17 protein-coding genes, 1 tRNA gene and 1 pseudogene are annotated in these 14,453 nt (G+C 57.3%); 7 read left to right on the top strand and 12 right to left on the bottom strand.

The features are described from left to right. Window positions 1-241: 241 nt before the first annotated feature. Complete coding sequence (locus tag Q9S52_RS01675) at window positions 242-505, bottom strand: hypothetical protein (protein ID WP_297625646.1); 264 nt, start codon at window positions 503-505, stop codon at window positions 242-244. Between Q9S52_RS01675 and Q9S52_RS01670 the strand changes: the two genes are divergently transcribed. Then, the gene (locus tag Q9S52_RS01670; RefSeq protein ID WP_300828583.1) at window positions 489-1,520 is read left to right on the top strand and encodes an endonuclease/exonuclease/phosphatase family protein; all 1,032 of its coding nucleotides are present in this window, start codon (window positions 489-491) and stop codon (window positions 1,518-1,520) included. The two genes, Q9S52_RS01675 and Q9S52_RS01670, sit on opposite strands and share 17 nt — an antisense overlap. Window positions 1,521-1,583: 63 nt before the next feature. Here the strand turns inward: Q9S52_RS01670 and Q9S52_RS01665 are convergent. The 4 genes from Q9S52_RS01665 to Q9S52_RS01650 all read right to left on the bottom strand — a co-directional run bounded on the left by Q9S52_RS01665 (window position 1,584) and on the right by Q9S52_RS01650 (window position 3,717). Then, window positions 1,584-1,658 (bottom strand) — tRNA-Pro (locus tag Q9S52_RS01665). A 59-nt stretch (window positions 1,659-1,717) separates the two neighbouring features. After that, entirely contained in the window at window positions 1,718-2,494 is a 777-nt protein-coding gene (locus Q9S52_RS01660; protein ID WP_304707954.1) for an inositol monophosphatase family protein, read from the bottom strand. Window positions 2,495-2,498: 4 nt separating this feature from the next. Then, window positions 2,499-3,137, bottom strand: a complete 639-nt coding sequence (locus tag Q9S52_RS01655; RefSeq protein ID WP_304707953.1) for a 7-carboxy-7-deazaguanine synthase QueE — start codon at window positions 3,135-3,137, stop codon at window positions 2,499-2,501. 1 nt (window position 3,138) lies between these two features. Beyond that, a complete protein-coding gene (locus Q9S52_RS01650) occupies window positions 3,139-3,717 on the bottom strand; it encodes a phosphoribosyltransferase (RefSeq protein WP_304707952.1) in 579 nt (192 codons plus the stop codon). A 68-nt stretch (window positions 3,718-3,785) separates the two neighbouring features. On the opposite strand from Q9S52_RS01650, the gene purE reads away from it, so the two are divergent. The 5 genes and pseudogenes from purE (at window position 3,786) to Q9S52_RS01625 (ending at window position 6,992) form a co-directional block, all read left to right on the top strand. Next, complete coding sequence (purE, locus tag Q9S52_RS01645; RefSeq protein ID WP_297829481.1) at window positions 3,786-4,298, top strand: 5-(carboxyamino)imidazole ribonucleotide mutase; 513 nt, start codon at window positions 3,786-3,788, stop codon at window positions 4,296-4,298. 136 nt (window positions 4,299-4,434) lie between these two features. Continuing rightward, a complete protein-coding gene (gene zupT / locus Q9S52_RS01640) occupies window positions 4,435-5,262 on the top strand; it encodes a zinc transporter ZupT (RefSeq protein WP_294591231.1) in 828 nt (275 codons plus the stop codon). Window positions 5,263-5,272: 10 nt separating this feature from the next. Then, entirely contained in the window at window positions 5,273-5,428 is a 156-nt protein-coding gene (locus tag Q9S52_RS01635; RefSeq protein WP_304707951.1) for a hypothetical protein, read from the top strand. A 261-nt stretch (window positions 5,429-5,689) separates the two neighbouring features. Continuing rightward, window positions 5,690-6,547: pseudogene (locus Q9S52_RS01630) on the top strand (alpha-galactosidase); the annotation flags it as partial. 13 nt (window positions 6,548-6,560) lie between these two features. Further along, window positions 6,561-6,992, top strand: coding sequence for a hypothetical protein (locus tag Q9S52_RS01625; RefSeq protein ID WP_304707950.1), 432 nt, complete (start codon window positions 6,561-6,563; stop codon window positions 6,990-6,992). 27 nt (window positions 6,993-7,019) lie between these two features. On the opposite strand, the gene Q9S52_RS01620 is transcribed toward Q9S52_RS01625, so the two are convergent. The 7 genes from Q9S52_RS01620 to serC form a co-directional block, all read right to left on the bottom strand. After that, window positions 7,020-7,565, bottom strand: a complete 546-nt coding sequence (locus Q9S52_RS01620) for a 2-oxoacid:acceptor oxidoreductase family protein (RefSeq protein WP_297625672.1) — start codon at window positions 7,563-7,565, stop codon at window positions 7,020-7,022. 9 nt (window positions 7,566-7,574) lie between these two features. Beyond that, window positions 7,575-8,375 (bottom strand): thiamine pyrophosphate-dependent enzyme, encoded by an 801-nt coding sequence (locus tag Q9S52_RS01615; RefSeq protein ID WP_304707949.1) that lies wholly within the window; start codon window positions 8,373-8,375, stop codon window positions 7,575-7,577. Between the two features lie 3 nt (window positions 8,376-8,378). Further along, window positions 8,379-9,476 carry a 3-methyl-2-oxobutanoate dehydrogenase subunit VorB gene (gene vorB, locus Q9S52_RS01610; protein WP_300828675.1) on the bottom strand — a complete coding sequence of 366 codons (1,098 nt, stop codon included), beginning with the start codon at window positions 9,474-9,476 and terminating at the stop codon, window positions 8,379-8,381. A 3-nt stretch (window positions 9,477-9,479) separates the two neighbouring features. After that, complete coding sequence (locus tag Q9S52_RS01605; protein WP_294591219.1) at window positions 9,480-9,710, bottom strand: ferredoxin family protein; 231 nt, start codon at window positions 9,708-9,710, stop codon at window positions 9,480-9,482. 181 nt (window positions 9,711-9,891) lie between these two features. Beyond that, the gene (locus Q9S52_RS01600) at window positions 9,892-11,151 is read right to left on the bottom strand and encodes a DUF1015 domain-containing protein (protein ID WP_304707948.1); all 1,260 of its coding nucleotides are present in this window, start codon (window positions 11,149-11,151) and stop codon (window positions 9,892-9,894) included. Between the two features lie 4 nt (window positions 11,152-11,155). Further along, the gene (locus Q9S52_RS01595; RefSeq protein WP_304707947.1) at window positions 11,156-12,079 is read right to left on the bottom strand and encodes a 3-phosphoglycerate dehydrogenase; all 924 of its coding nucleotides are present in this window, start codon (window positions 12,077-12,079) and stop codon (window positions 11,156-11,158) included. A 205-nt stretch (window positions 12,080-12,284) separates the two neighbouring features. Then, the gene (serC, locus tag Q9S52_RS01590; RefSeq protein WP_304707946.1) at window positions 12,285-13,358 is read right to left on the bottom strand and encodes a 3-phosphoserine/phosphohydroxythreonine transaminase; all 1,074 of its coding nucleotides are present in this window, start codon (window positions 13,356-13,358) and stop codon (window positions 12,285-12,287) included. Between the two features lie 202 nt (window positions 13,359-13,560). On the opposite strand from serC, the gene Q9S52_RS01585 reads away from it, so the two are divergent. Continuing rightward, on the top strand, window positions 13,561-14,442 hold the full coding sequence (locus tag Q9S52_RS01585) for a YicC/YloC family endoribonuclease (RefSeq protein ID WP_304707945.1): 882 nt from the start codon (window positions 13,561-13,563) through the stop codon (window positions 14,440-14,442). Window positions 14,443-14,453 lie beyond the last annotated feature (11 nt).

Below are 14,453 nucleotides of genomic sequence, written 5' to 3'. Positions count from 1 at the left end.
CGTTTATTCCGAGAGGCAGCGCAACGGAAGACCGTGGGCGCGGGTGTCAGAAGTGGTGGTGTCGAACCATGACATGCCGAAACTTGCACTTATGCCATAAGTATCTTTGGCAGAACAAGACCAGTGGGAACCGCTGCCGCCGATGAGTCTAAACGCGCCGTCCGTGGGGTGGCGGAAGCCCGGGGCGCGCCCACAGGGCGTTTTACTGGCAGCCTCTACCCTAAATGCCTCTGCCTCCCATTTATTCCGAGAGGCAACGTAACGGAAAACCGTGGGTACGACCGTGCGTATGGCTGGGATTGAGCCATGTTGGTTTGAAGTCGAGCCAAAAACAGTGGGAATTGTTGAACGAAGCAGAGTAGCTGTACCCGTATCCGCCGGGACCTACCAGTTCACCATTGGAACGTTCGCGGTAGCCCGGGGCGGGGCCCGATGAGAGGTAAGCAAAAGGAGGTAAAAATTCGAATGACAAAGTAAAACATAGAAAAATGAGACGTTTTTTCATCTGTTTGGTCGGCCTGCTTTGGGGAGTAGGCCTTGCCGCTGCGCGAGAACTCAAAGTATTGCAAATCAATATCTGGCAGGAGGGAACGGCTGTACCCGGCGGTTATGACGCACTGGTCAGCGAGATCGAGTATGCCGATGCTGATTTCGTGATGCTCAGCGAGGTGCGGAACTACAACGGCACCCGTTTTTGCGACCGGATCGTCGAGTCGTTGCGGGCGAAGGGAAAGAACTACTATTCGTTCAAAAGCAAAGATTCGGGGCTGTTGAGCCGCTTCCCGATTTCGGACAGCGTGACGATCTTTCCGGAGAAAGACGACCACGGGAGTATGTACAAATTGGTTGCTACCCTGCCGGAAGGGCAAAAGGTGAGCGTCTATACGACCCATCTGGACTATCGGAATTGCGCTTACTATCGGGTGCGGGGATACGACGGGAGCACGTGGGCGGAGTTGCCGGAGCCGGATACCGACTTGGCGAGCATCCTGGCGGATAATGTGGCGTCGCAGCGGGACGACGCGATCCGGTTGTTCTTGGCCGATGCGGCCCGGGATGCGGCGGCGGGCCATCTGATTTTGCTGGGAGGCGATTTCAACGAGCCGTCGCATTTGGACTGGACTGAGGCGACGCGCGACAGTGCCGATCATCGGGGAATGGTGGTGCCGTGGACGGTGACGACGCTGCTGGACGGAGCGGGATACGCGGATGCCTATCGGGTGAAATATCCGAATCCGGTGACCCATCCGGGCTATACCTATCCGGCGGACTGTCCGGGGGCGGAGATGCGCCAGTTGCTGTGGGCGCCCAAGGCGGATGAGCGGGAGCGGATCGATTTCATCTTCTACCGGCCGGACAAGCGGCTGAAGTTGCGGGAGGTGACGATTTTCGGGCCGCGGGGCTCGGTGCAGCGGGGGAGGCGGATGGTGGAGCATTCGCAAGACCCGTTCCTGCTGCCGGCGACGGATAACTGGCCGACGGATCACAAGGGGGTGCTGGCGACTTTCCGGGTACGGTAATTCGGCAGTGAAAAAATTAGAGGGGGTGGGATTTCCTAAGGAAATTCCACCCCCTCTCGATTGTCGGGGTACCAGGATTCGAACCTGGGACCCCCTGCTCCCAAAGCAGGTGCGCTAACCGGACTGCGCTACACCCCGAACGTTGAATGTGGCGTAAAGATAGTGCTTTTTCCTGCGCTGACCAAACCCGAGGGCGGTTATTTGTTCAGCATAGCGATCGCGGTCTCGTGCAAAGCCGGTGCGGAGGCGATGATAGAATCGCCCGTCTCCGGCTCGCCGCCGTAGTAATCGGTAATGGTTCCGCCGGCTCCGCGAATCACCGGAATCAGGGCGGCGATGTCCCACCGGCTCATAATCGGGTCTACCAGTATATCGGCCCGGCCCGTTGCCAGCAGGCAGTAACCGTAAGCGTCGCCCCACGTCCTCAGGAGTCGGCATTCGCGTGCCAGCTCTAAAAAGGAGGGCAGGTTCCGATGCAGTTCGATGTCGAGCAGGTCGGTGGTCAGCAAAGTCGCGCCGGCCAGCGAGTCACAGTCGCGCATCCGTGTCGGCACGCCGTTCCAAAGCGCCACCCGGTTGTCGCCCACGATCAGGTCGTCCAGCAACGGGTTGTAGATGGCACCGTAAACCGCTTTCCCGCCGACCATAACGCCGATCAGGGTGGCGAACAGCGGGACGCCGTGGATGAAACTTTTCGTGCCGTCGATCGGGTCGATGATCCATTCGACCTGCGATTCGGTGTCGGGCGAGGTCGCCGGATGCGTGCCACTCTCCTCGCCCACGATCGTGCCGCCCGGAAAACGGGTTTCGATCTGCGAGACGATATACTGTTCGATCTCTTTGTCCGCCAGGGTCACCGGCGAGCGGTCGGATTTGTACTCCACTTGGACGCGACCGATGTATTTCTCGACCGTCTCCCGAATCGTCGGGGTCAGCGAACGGACGAAATCCGAAAATGCTTCGAATGTGAACATAGTACTATGGAATGTGCATGAATTTATGGATCTGGAGCGAGATGTTCCACCGCGGATCGGCTTTGGCGTACTCCACCAGCACCGGAACCATCTCTTTGCGCCGGCTCCACTCCGGTTGCAGGTAGAGGCGGCAATGCGTCGAAACCCGTGCGGCATTCTCTTCGGCCCATTGCAAATCCTTCTCGGTCTCGATAATGACCTTGAGTTCGTCCGCCCGCAGGAGTACTTCGGTCAAAGGCGGTTGTTGCCGCTTCGGCGACAGGCAAACCCAGTCGATTGCCCCCGTCAGCGGATGGGTGCCCGAGGTCTCGATGAATATCTCCAGCCCCTGCGCCTTGAGTGCCGCGGTCAGCGGCTCCAGCGGATAGAGGGTCGGCTCTCCGCCCGTAATCACGATGGCCTGTGCCGGCAAGGCCGCTGCCCGCTCGATAATCTCGGTCACCGGCGTCGGCGGATAGAGCCGGGCGTTCCAGGTGAATCTGGCGTCGCACCACCGGCACCCTACATCGCATCCGCCCAATCGGATAAAATAGGCCGGTTTACCCGCGTGGTATCCCTCGCCCTGAATGGTGTAGAAGTCTTCGACCAGCGGCAACAGGCGGCCGCCGTCCAGAAGATCGTCCATATGCGTGTGATCTGTCATGTTATTCGTTGTCGCAAACGGCATAGAGCGCCCCAAGATTCCGCCCGGCCCCGTCGTAGTCCATCCCGTAGCCGACCAGAAAGAGGGGTTCGGTCTCGAAAGCGGCGTAGTCGATCGGAAGCAGGCGCGCCTTTTCTGCCTGTGGGTAGTAGACGCTCGGTTTCAGGAGCAAAGTCGCCACCCGTACACTCCGCGCTCCGCGCTCACGGAGCATGTGGTACAGCGTGTCGATGGTTCTGCCCGTCTCCACGATATCCTCGGCGATCAGCACGTCCCGCCCTTCGACCGCCGCCGTCATGGGCACATCGACCGATACGGTTCCCGACGAGGTCATGCCCGCGCCGTATGAGCCGAGTTTGACGAAAGCGACTTCGAACGGCCCTTCCAGCTGTCGGAACAGCTCTCCGGCAAAGACGAAAGCGCCGTTGAGGGTGACCAGCAGCAACGGCCGTTCGGCGTCGGCATAGTCGCGGTTGATCGTCGCGGCAAGGTGCGAAATCGCGTTCCGGATCGCGTCGCCGGAGAGGTAGGGCCGGAAACGGCGGTCGCGGATCGTTATCGTTTCGGTTTCGGAAGTCACTGCGGGTGGAGGCGTTTTGCCGAAAAATTTATACTTTCGCAAAAATACGAAATAAATACCCTATTCCTATGCAACCGAAAGTTTCGATTATCATGGGCAGCACGTCGGACTTGAAGATCATGTCCGAGGCGGCCAAATTCTTGGACGAAATGGGCATCCCGTTCGAGATCAATGCCCTCTCGGCGCATCGCACGCCGGATCTGGTGCTGGATTTCGCCCGGAACGCTCATACGCGGGGGGTGAAGGTGATCATCGCGGGTGCGGGCGGCGCGGCGCATTTGCCGGGGGTGGTCGCTGCGCTGACGCCGCTGCCGGTGGTCGGGGTGCCGATCAAGTCGTCCAACTCGATCGACGGGTGGGACAGCATCCTCTCGATGTTGCAGATGCCGTCGGGCATTCCGGTGGCTACGGTGGCGCTGGACGGGGCTAAGAATGCGGCGATTCTGGCCATGCAGATCATTGCGACGGGCGAACCGGAGTTGCAGTCCAAAATGCTGAAGTTCAAGTCTGAGCTGGCGGACAAGATTGCGCAGGCTAATAAAGAGCTGGCCTCGGTGGAGTTCAAAAACCGGGTACGGTAGGCGGACGGAGGTTGATTGGGAAAGAGAGCGGCGCTTTTCGTCCGTCCGGCGAAAAGCGGTCGATTTTGCGCGAAATTTGCTGGAATGCGCTGTCGGGAGCGGGCTCGCTCCATGGAAAATCAACCGAATGTAACGCATGGAATCGAATGTAATTTCAGCTTTTGTACTCACGCTGCTGGCCGGTCTCTCGACGGGGATCGGCAGCCTGATCGCTCTGTTGGCCCGGCGGACGAATCGGCGTTTTCTGTCGTTTGCGCTGGGTTTTTCGGCGGGGGTGATGATCTATGTGTCGTTTGTAGATCTTTTTCCGCAGTCGATGCGTATCCTCGGCGAGGGCTATGGCGAGCATTGGGGAGGGGTGGCGACGACGGCGGCTTTTTTCGGAGGGATTCTGTTTATCGCTCTGATCGACCGGCTGGTGCCGTCGGTGGAGAACCCGCACGAGGTGCGCAGTGTCGAAAGTATGCGGCTGGAGTTGCGGAATCGGGACGGAGGGCGGCTGGCCAATCCGAAGCACATGATGCGGACGGGGCTGATGACGGCGCTGGTGATCGGGATTCACAACTTTCCGGAGGGGATCGCCACTTTTATGGCGGCGCTGGAGGATCCGCGGATGGGGCTGGCGATCGCCGTGGCGATTGCGATTCACAACATTCCGGAGGGGATTGCGGTTTCGGTGCCGGTCTACTATGCGACGGGGAGCCGGAAGCGGGCGTTTAAATTTTCGTTCCTCTCGGGGTTGGCGGAGCCGGTGGGAGCGGTGGTCGGGTACCTGATTTTGGCGCCGTTCTTGACGCCGGAGATGCTGGGCTATATCTTCGCGGCGATTGCGGGGATTATGGTCTATATCTCGCTGGACGAGTTGCTGCCGGCGGCGCATGAGTACGGCGAGCACCATGTGGCGATCTGGGGGTTGATTATCGGGATGGCGGTGATGGCGGCGGGTATTGTGGCGTTTCATTAACGAAAAAGGTATGGGAAATCGGGTGACACGGTGGTGGGAGGGGCGTTCGATGAACGAAAAACTGATGTATCTGTTGATCGTGGCGCTGGTGGTGGGGATTGCGACGCGGTGGCGTTTCGTGTTCGGCGAGGCGGCGGAGGCGTTTCGGCATATTTTCGGGCGGTAAGGCTTGAAAAATGTGTGGTGGGGGTGAATCGGATTCAAAATTCTAATGGTTTACGAATGAAAAAATTGTGGTGGCTCTGCTGCGGGATGTGGGGCACAGGGGCTCTTTGCGCGGCAGAAACGGTGCCGGAGAACCTGATCCGGATCGGGACGGAGCGAACGGAGCTGATTCTCCGGGGCGACGACGATCGGCGGCTTCGGCAGGCCTATTTCGGCCCCCGGCTGGCGAACGAAAGCGATTTGGCTTATTTGTCGAAGGCTCGGGGTGGTGGACGGCCTCCTGACGCGTTATCCGGAGATCGCTTACTTCAAATGGGATTGCAACAGCCCGATCACCAACATCTACTCGCCTTATCTCGGGGCGGACAAACAGTCGAACCTCTATGTCGACTATGTGCGGGGCTTGTATCGGGTGCTCGACCGGGTGGCGGCCAAGTATCCGACTCTGCCGATGATGCTCTGTTCGGGTGGCGGGGGACGGACCGATTACGAAGGGTTGCGCTACTTCACGGAGTTTTGGGCGAGCGATAAGACGGATCCGGTGGAGCGGATTTTTATCCAGTGGGGCTACTCGTATCTCTTTCCGGCCAAGGCCACGGCGGCGCACGTAACGTCGTGGGGAAAGCAGTCGTTGAAGTTCCGGACGGATGTGGCGATGATGGGGAAATTGGGATTCGATATCCGGGTGGATGAGCTTTCGGAGCCGGAGCGGGAGTTTGCGCGGGCGGCGGTGGCGAACTACAACCGACTGAAACCGGTGATTCTCGACGGAGATCTCTATCGGCTGGTGTCGCCTTACTCAGGCGAACATTCGGCGGTGATGTATGCCGATAAGGGGCGGGAGCGGGCGGTCGTCTTCGCTTTCAACCGCAATCCGAGGTTCTCGGCACCGATTCGGAATGTGCGGCTCGATGGGCTGGAACCGCAACGCATTTACACGGTGCGGGAGATCAACCGGATGCCGGGTGCGCGATCGGATTGGGGGGACGATGGGCAGCGTTTTTCGGGCGACTATCTGATGAAGGTCGGTTTGCCGCTCTTCTCGGGCGCGCACCTGACCAGCCGGGTGGTGGAGGTGGTGGCGACGGGGATCGATTGGAACGGGCTGTGTTCCGAATGAAATAAGCGAAACGATGAAAAAGATTTTTGTGATCGATTGGGTGTTGATTCCGGCTTTTGCCTTGTCGTTCTTCACCGTACTGGGATTGCATGCGGCAGGGTATGGACATCACCACGGAGGATGGCATGTGTGGACTTTCCTGCACATCTTGACGAGCCTCGCGTTTTTGATTGCGGTCGTGTTGCATGTGACGACGCATCAGGCTTGGTATCGTGGGATTGTCAGGGGCGGAATCGACCGAAAGAGTAAGTGGACGGCAGGATTGTCGCTGCTGTTTCCGGGTCTGGTGATTACGGGGCTTGTGCTGTTCGGTGTGAAAGGGATGCACTCGCCTGTCGGACTGTGGCATTACAAAATCGGAATCGCCACCGGTGTGGTGGCGATTGGACATGGGATTGTGCGGTTCCCGATTTTGCGCCGGTCGCTGAACCGGTCGAAATCTTGAGATTCAGGCGGGGGGGGGGGCGAAGAGTTACTCCGCCTTTTTCACCAACTCCATCCCTTTGCGCAGAGCCGCCTCGTTGGCCGGTATCATCTTGTGTGCCCGCTCCGGCAGCGAGTGTCGGAGGCCTTCGATGACATTTTCGATCGTCACCAACGGCTTGATTTTCAGAAAAGCTCCCAAGACGAACATATTGAATACCTTGGCATTCCCGCTCCGGGCCGCTTCGACCGCCGCGTCGATGGTATAGATATCCAGATCCGTTCTGCGCGGCGCCCGGGTGATGCCGTTCGGGTCGTAGAGCAAAGTCCCGCCCGACTTGATCGACTCTTCGAATTTGTCTAACGACTGTTGGTTCAGCACGATTCCCGTGTCGAACTCCTGCAAGACCGGCGAACTGATCTTCCGGTCGCTCAGAATCACGGTGACGTTGGCCGTCCCGCCCCGCATCTCCGGCCCGTAGGATGGAATCCAGCTCACCTCCTGACCCTGCATCACGCCCGAATAGGCCAAAATTTTGCCCATCGACAAAACGCCCTGACCTCCGAAACCGGCTATAATGATCTCTTCTTTCATAGTGTGTCGTTATTTTTCAACAGCCGCCCCTACTGAGGTCGTGTCTTTCAAATCCCCCAACGGGTAGGTGGCGTGCATGTTCTCTTCCATCCACCGATTGGCCGCCACGGGCGACAGTTTCCAGCCCGAATTGCAGGTCGCCACGATCTCGACAAAGGAGAATCCTTTGTTATTGATGGAATTCTCGAACGCTTTTTTAATCGCTTTCTTCGCTCGCCGCACATTGGCCGGAGAATTGACGCTCTGCCGCGTCACATAGGTCACCCCGTCCAGCAAAGCGAGCATGTCGGCCACTTTGAACGGATAACCGTTCAGCTCCGGCGTCCGTCCCATCGGCGTGGTGGCGGTCTTCATCCCCAACAACGTGGTGGGTGCCATCTGTCCGCCGGTCATCCCGTATATCGCGTTGTTGATGAAGATAATCGCAATGTTATCCCCCCTATTCGCCGCATGGATAGCTTCGGCCGTCCCGATGGCCGCCAGATCGCCGTCCCCCTGGTAGGTGAAGACGAGTTTGTCGGTGCAAAGCCGTTTCACGGCCGTAGCCACCGACGGCGCCCGTCCGTGCGATGCCTGAATCCAGTCTATGTCGATGTAGTTGTACAGAAAAGCCGCACATCCCACCGGCGTAATCCCGATGGCTTTGTCTTCTGCGCCGAGCTCGTCGATCGCTTCGGCCACTAACTTATGCACCGTCCCGTGCGAACACCCCGGACAGTAGTGCATCGTGGCGTCCAGCAACAAGCGCGGACGGTCGTAAACCCGATTGGCGTCGGTTTCGGCTATTTCTAATATAGGTGTCTCTGCCATAGCTTACAATCCTCCGGTTTCAGTCATAAATTGCTTGAGGGCTTCGTAGACTTCGCGCGGCGAGTGGATGATCCCTCCGGTACGTCCGAAGTGTCGCACCGGTATTTCGGCGTTCCCCACCGCCATCCGCACGTCTTCGATCATCTGTCCCATACTCAACTCCACAGAGAGGAACCCTTTGGCATGCTGTGCCGCCCGCCGGATCGCTTCGCTCGGGAACGGGAATAGGGTGATCGGACGGATCAGCCCGACCTTCAATCCCGCTGCGCGTGCCTCTTCGACTACCTTGGCGCAGATCCGCGACGAGGCGCCGTAAGCCACCAAAACATACTCCGCATCGGAGACCTCCATCTCTTCGACCCTCACCTCTTCGCGCTCCATCCGCTCGTATTTCGCCTGCAACTTGTGGTTGTGACGCTCCATGGTCTCCGGATCGATGTAGCATGACGTCACGATATTCCGCTCTTTCCGGTGTGCTCCCTTGCCGATGGCTGCCCACGGACATTCTTTACGAATTTCTTCCTCGGTGCGTCTGGGTTTCTGCGGGCTCAGCCGCACTTTCTCCATCATCTGCCCGATCACGCCGTCAGCCAGAATCATGGCCGGATTCAGGTACTTGAAAGCCAGTTCGAAAGCTAAATCCACGAAATCGTTCATCTCCTGCACCGAGTTCGGCGCCAGCACCGGCATCCGGTAGTCGCCATGCCCCCCACCCTTCACAACCTGAAAATAGTCGGCTTGCGACGCCTGAATCGTCCCCAGCCCCGGCCCGCCGCGCGATACGTCGATCACGACGCACGGCAGCTCCGCGCCCGCCAGATAAGAGAGCCCTTCGCACATCAGCGAGAGTCCCGGGCTCGATGTCGAGGTCAGGACGCGTTTCCCCACCGACGCGCCTCCGTAAACCATATTGATCGATGCTACCTCGCTCTCGGCCTGCAATACGACCATGCCGGTGGTCTCCCAAGGCCGCAGTTCGGTCAGTGTCTCCAAGACCTCCGACTGCGGGGTGATGGGGTATCCGAAGTAGCCGTCAGCCCCGCACCGCACGGCGGCGTAGGCGAGCACTTCGTTCCCTTTCATCAGTTTGATATCTTCCATCTCTTATGCTTCTTTTTTCTCGCGGTAAACGACGATGCAGCTGTCCGGACATACCACGGCACACCCGGCGCATCCGATACAGGCGTCGGGAGCTGCCATATAACAGTAGTTGTACCCTTTGGAGTTGACTTGCGGGTTCAGTTCGATGGTTTGTGTCGGACAGGCCTCGATGCAGACGCCGCAACCTTTGCAACGTTCGATGTCTACGACGATCTTTCCTTTTATTTTGGCCATGGCGTATGTTCTGGAGTTTGTGCCCAATACTAACGTACAAATGTACGCGGAATGTTGTTCGGCACAGGGGCTAGTTTGAGTTCGGATACGGAGGCCAAAAGCATAAAAAATAGGGTAACGATCTGTTACCCTATTTTTTAAGGATCGACTTATTTCGATATCCAAACTTCTGTGCGTCGTTCTATTCGTCGAGCGAGTGGATCACCAGTCCCGACCGCAGTTTCGGTTCGAACCAGGTGGTTTTCGGCGGCATGATATTTCCCGTATCGGCAATGTCGATCAGTTGTTTCATCGAGACCGGATATAAAGCGAACGCCACGGCCATCTCCCCGCTGTCCACGCGGTCGGCCAACTCCTTGAGGCCCCGAATCCCGCCGACGAAGTCGATACGTTTGTCTGTCCGCAAATCCTTGATTCCAAGGATTTTGTCTAATACCAGATTCGACAGGATCGTGACATCCAATACCCCGATCGGATCGCTATCGTCGTAGGTTCCGGGTTTGGCCTTGAGTTCGTACCACTCCCCTCCCAGATACATGGCAAAGTCATGTAATTCAGCCGGTTTGTAAATCTCTTTGCCTTTTTTCGTCACGATAAAATCGGCTTCCAAAGCTGAGAGGAGTTGCGCCGGCGTCAAACCGTTCAAATCCCGCACCACCCGGTTGTAGTCGATGATTTTCAGCTGGTTGTCCGGGAAAATCACTGCCAGAAAGTAGTTGAATTCTTCCGTACCGGTATACGTCCCCCCGGCTTTGAGAAGAGCCTCCTTTTTTTCGGCCCCTACCCGCGCCGCGGCAGCGGTACGATGGTGTCCATCCGCCACATACAAAGCCGGAATTCGGGCGAAAATTTTCGTAATCCGCGCAATCGTCTCCGGATCGTCGATCACCCAAAATTTATGTCCGAATCCGTCCCCCTCGGCAACGAAATCATATTCAGGCGCTTTCGAAGCCGTAACTTGGCGGATGATGGTATCCATCTCATCCTGTGCAGGATAGGCGAAAAATACCGGTTCGATATTGGCGTTTTGGTTCCGCACGTGGATCATGCGGTCTTCCTCCTTGTCCGGTCGGGTCAGTTCGTGCTTCTTGATCTTGCCGTCGACGTAGTCCTGAAAATGGCACGCCGCCACCAAACCGTACTGCGTCCGTCCGTCCATCGTCTGGGCATAGACGTAGTAATGTTCCTTGTCGTCCTGCACGAGCCAGCCGTTTGCTTTCCACGTTTTAAAATTGGCCACAGCTTGGTCGTAAGCCTGAGTGGAGTGTTCGTCGATGATCGGGTCGAAGTCGATTTCCGGCTTGATGATATGGAGCAGCGATTTCTCTCCCGCTTCCGCCTTGGCTTCTGCGGAGTTCAGCACGTCGTACGGGCGCGAAGCCACCTCTTTGGCCAAGGCTGCCGGCGGCCGTATTCCCTTGAAAGGTTTGATCTGTACCATAAGTCTATTTATTCACCTGAAATTTAGTCACTCCGTCTTTCAGGAACGACACGATCTGCCGTGCCGCCGCCAATCCGGCATTCACGTTGGCCTCTGCGGTCTCCGCTCCCATCTTTTTCGGGGTGGTGAAGAAGCGTTTGCCGAATTTCTCGGTCAGCTCGGCTGCGGTGTCCGGCAAAATGTCGGTGATATATTTCAAGTCTGTCCGCTCTTCGAGAGCCTTGGCCAAACCCGCCTCGTCGATCACCTCTTTGCGTGCCGTGTTGACGAGTGTAGCGCCTTTCGGCATGGACATCAGCAGGTCGTAGCCGATGGAGCCCTTGGTCTCTGCCGTCGCCGGAATGTGCAGCGACAGGTAGTCGCTATTCCGGTACAGTTCGGCCACGGACGAAGCCATCTTTACTCCGTCGTTGGCGAAGATGGTCGGATCGGTAATGAACGGGTCGTAGGCAGATACCTCCATCCCCAATGCCTTTCCGTAACGCGCCACGATCCGGCCCACGTTCCCGTAAGCGTGGATCCCCAGCCGTTTTCCGTTGATCTCATGTCCCGTCCCCGGCGTGAACTGGTTCCGAGCCATGAAGATCATCATCGCGATGGCCAGTTCAGCCACTGCATTGGAGTTCTGTCCCGGGGTGTTCATCGCTACGATCCCGCGTGCGGTGCAGGCCGCCAGGTCGAGGTTGTCATACCCTGCCCCGGCCCGAACCACGATTTTCAACTTCGGCGCTGCTGCAATTACATCTGCTGTCACTTTATCCGACCGCACGATCAGCGCGTCGGCGTCCGCGACGGCGGTTTTCAGTTCGTCGACGGAGGTATATTTTTCGAGTAAGGCGCACTCGTATCCTGCTTCGCGGGCAATAGCTGCGATGCCGTCGGTGGCTTGTTTCGAAAATGGTTTCTCGGTCGCTACTAATATCTTCATAACAAATCGTTTAACGTACATTTATTGTCATTGATTTACCGCCTCGAACTGTTCTTTTTCTGAAGAAAAAGAACCCAAAAGACTTTCGACGGATTCACGAAGAATGAGGACTGCGGAGCCTAAGGCGTAGCGTAGCTATCACGAAAGTTCTTTGCGCCGCTTTCTTACAAGAAAGCGGCAGTTCCAACCGACACAAAGAATACAGTTAAATGTACTGTTTTTCGAATTCCTGCATGCAGTCTACCAGTGCCTGGACACTCTCCTTCGGCATCGCATTGTAGAGCGAAGCACGGAAACCCCCTACCAGGCGGTGACCCTTGATTCCCACCATGCCGCGTTCTTTGGCGAAATCGAGGAACGCACTCGGTTCCAAATCCTTGTGCGCGTCGCTGTAAACGAAGCAGACATTCATCAGCGAGCGGTCTTCCCGTGCCGCAGTGCCCGTGAACATCGAATTGCGGTCGATCTCGTTATAGAGAAGCGCCGCTTTCTCTTCGTTCAGTTTCTGGATCGCCGGAACGCCGCCGATCGACTTGAGCCACTTCAACGTTTCGCGTACCACGTAGATCGGGAACACCGGCGGCGTGTTGAACATCGATCCGCCCTCCACATGCGTGCGGTAGTCCAGCATGGTCGGAATCGGTCGCGAAACCTTGCCCAATATGTCGTTGCGGACGATAACGAAAGTCACCCCCGCCGGCCCCAGATTCTTCTGTGCCCCGCCGTAGATCAGGCCGTATTTCGACACGTCCACCGGCCGCGAAAGAATGTCCGACGACATATCCGCCACGAGTGTCACCGGCGAGTCGATGTCGGTCTTGTACTCCGTCCCGAAGATCGTGTTGTTGGTCGTGATGTGCAGGTAGTCCAGATCCGTCGGAATCGTGTATCCTTTCGGAATATACGAGAAGTTCTTGTCTTCCGACGAAGCCACCGTTTCGACCTCGCCGAACAGTTTGGCCTCTTTCAGCGCCTTTTTGGCCCACACCCCGGTATTGATATACCCGGCTCTCTTTTCCAGCAGGTTGAACGGCACCATGCAGAACTGCATGCTCGCCCCGCCGCCGAGGAACAGTACGCTGTACCCTTCCGGGATGTGCAGCAGCTCTTTGAACAGCGCTACCGCTTCGTCCAGCACCTCTTCGAAATCCTTGGTGCGGTGCGATATTTCGAGCACCGAAAGCCCGATACCATTGAGGTCCAGTACGGCTTTGGCGGCGTTTTCGACCGCTGCGCGGGGCAGGATCGAAGGCCCGGCGGAAAAGTTGTGTTTCTTCATATCGAGTTTGTATTTCTTAAGATGTACGCCTGTTCGGGTGGCCGGAAGTCCGGCGGATAGAAAGCCCAAATATCGGAAAATATTATCCAATCGTGAAATTTTCAAGGGGATTTTGTTCCGGGGCGAGGCGCCGGGAGCTGAGGCCCGAGGGAAAAATGAGAAATTCGCGTTATATTTGCTCGGTATAAATCAGTGAATCGTTATGGTAAAGTCGATGACCGGCTACGGTCGTGCCGAACGGCACACGAAGCAGCGCAAAATAATCGTCGAAATCAAAAGTCTGAACAGCAAACAGTTGGATATGTCGGTGCGGATTCCGACCCTGTATCGGGAGAAGGAGTACGACATTCGCAATACGGTGGGTAAGGCGTTGGGGCGGGGAAAGGTAGACCTCTGCGTCTCGTTTGAGAACCTCGGAGGGGTCAAGGCGGGGTGCGGCGGGACGATCAATGCGGCGTTGTTCAAATCCTACTATGAGCAGCTCGTGCGGCTGCGGAGCGAGGTGGGCGATACGAATGGAAACGAACCGCTGATGACGGCGGTGTTGCGGCTGCCGGAGGTGATGCAGACTGAGATGGTGAGGGTCGATCCGGAGGAGTGGACGGCATTGGCCGAAGCGGTGAACGAGGCGGTGGAGAACCTGAACCGGTTCCGGGAGCAGGAGGGTGAGGTGCTTATCGCAGATCTCCTGAAACGGATCGATACGATTGAGGAGTTGGCGGCTCAGATCGTGCCGCTCGAGGGGGAGCGCATCGAGACGGTGCGGGCGCGGTTGAGGGACAATCTGGAGGCGTTGCAGGTGAAGGTAGACCATAACCGGTTCGAGCAGGAGATCATCTACTACCTCGAAAAGTTCGATATCACGGAGGAGAAGGTGCGGCTCAAGCAGCATTGCGACTATTTCCGGACGGTGGCCCGGGAGTCGGAGGGGGTGGGACGCAAGTTGGGTTTCATCGCGCAGGAGATCGGACGCGAGATCAATACGACGGGCTCCAAGGCGAACCATGCGGGGATTCAGAAGCTGGTAGTGCGGATGAAGGATGAGTTGGAAAAGATCAAGGAGCAGTTACTCAACCTCTTGTAAAAAACGTTTCG

It is taken from the genome of uncultured Rikenella sp., from assembly GCF_948810725.1.
In the GTDB taxonomy this organism is placed as follows: Bacteria; Bacteroidota; Bacteroidia; order Bacteroidales; family Rikenellaceae; genus Rikenella.
This window is presented reverse-complemented; position numbering and strand designations above follow the sequence as displayed.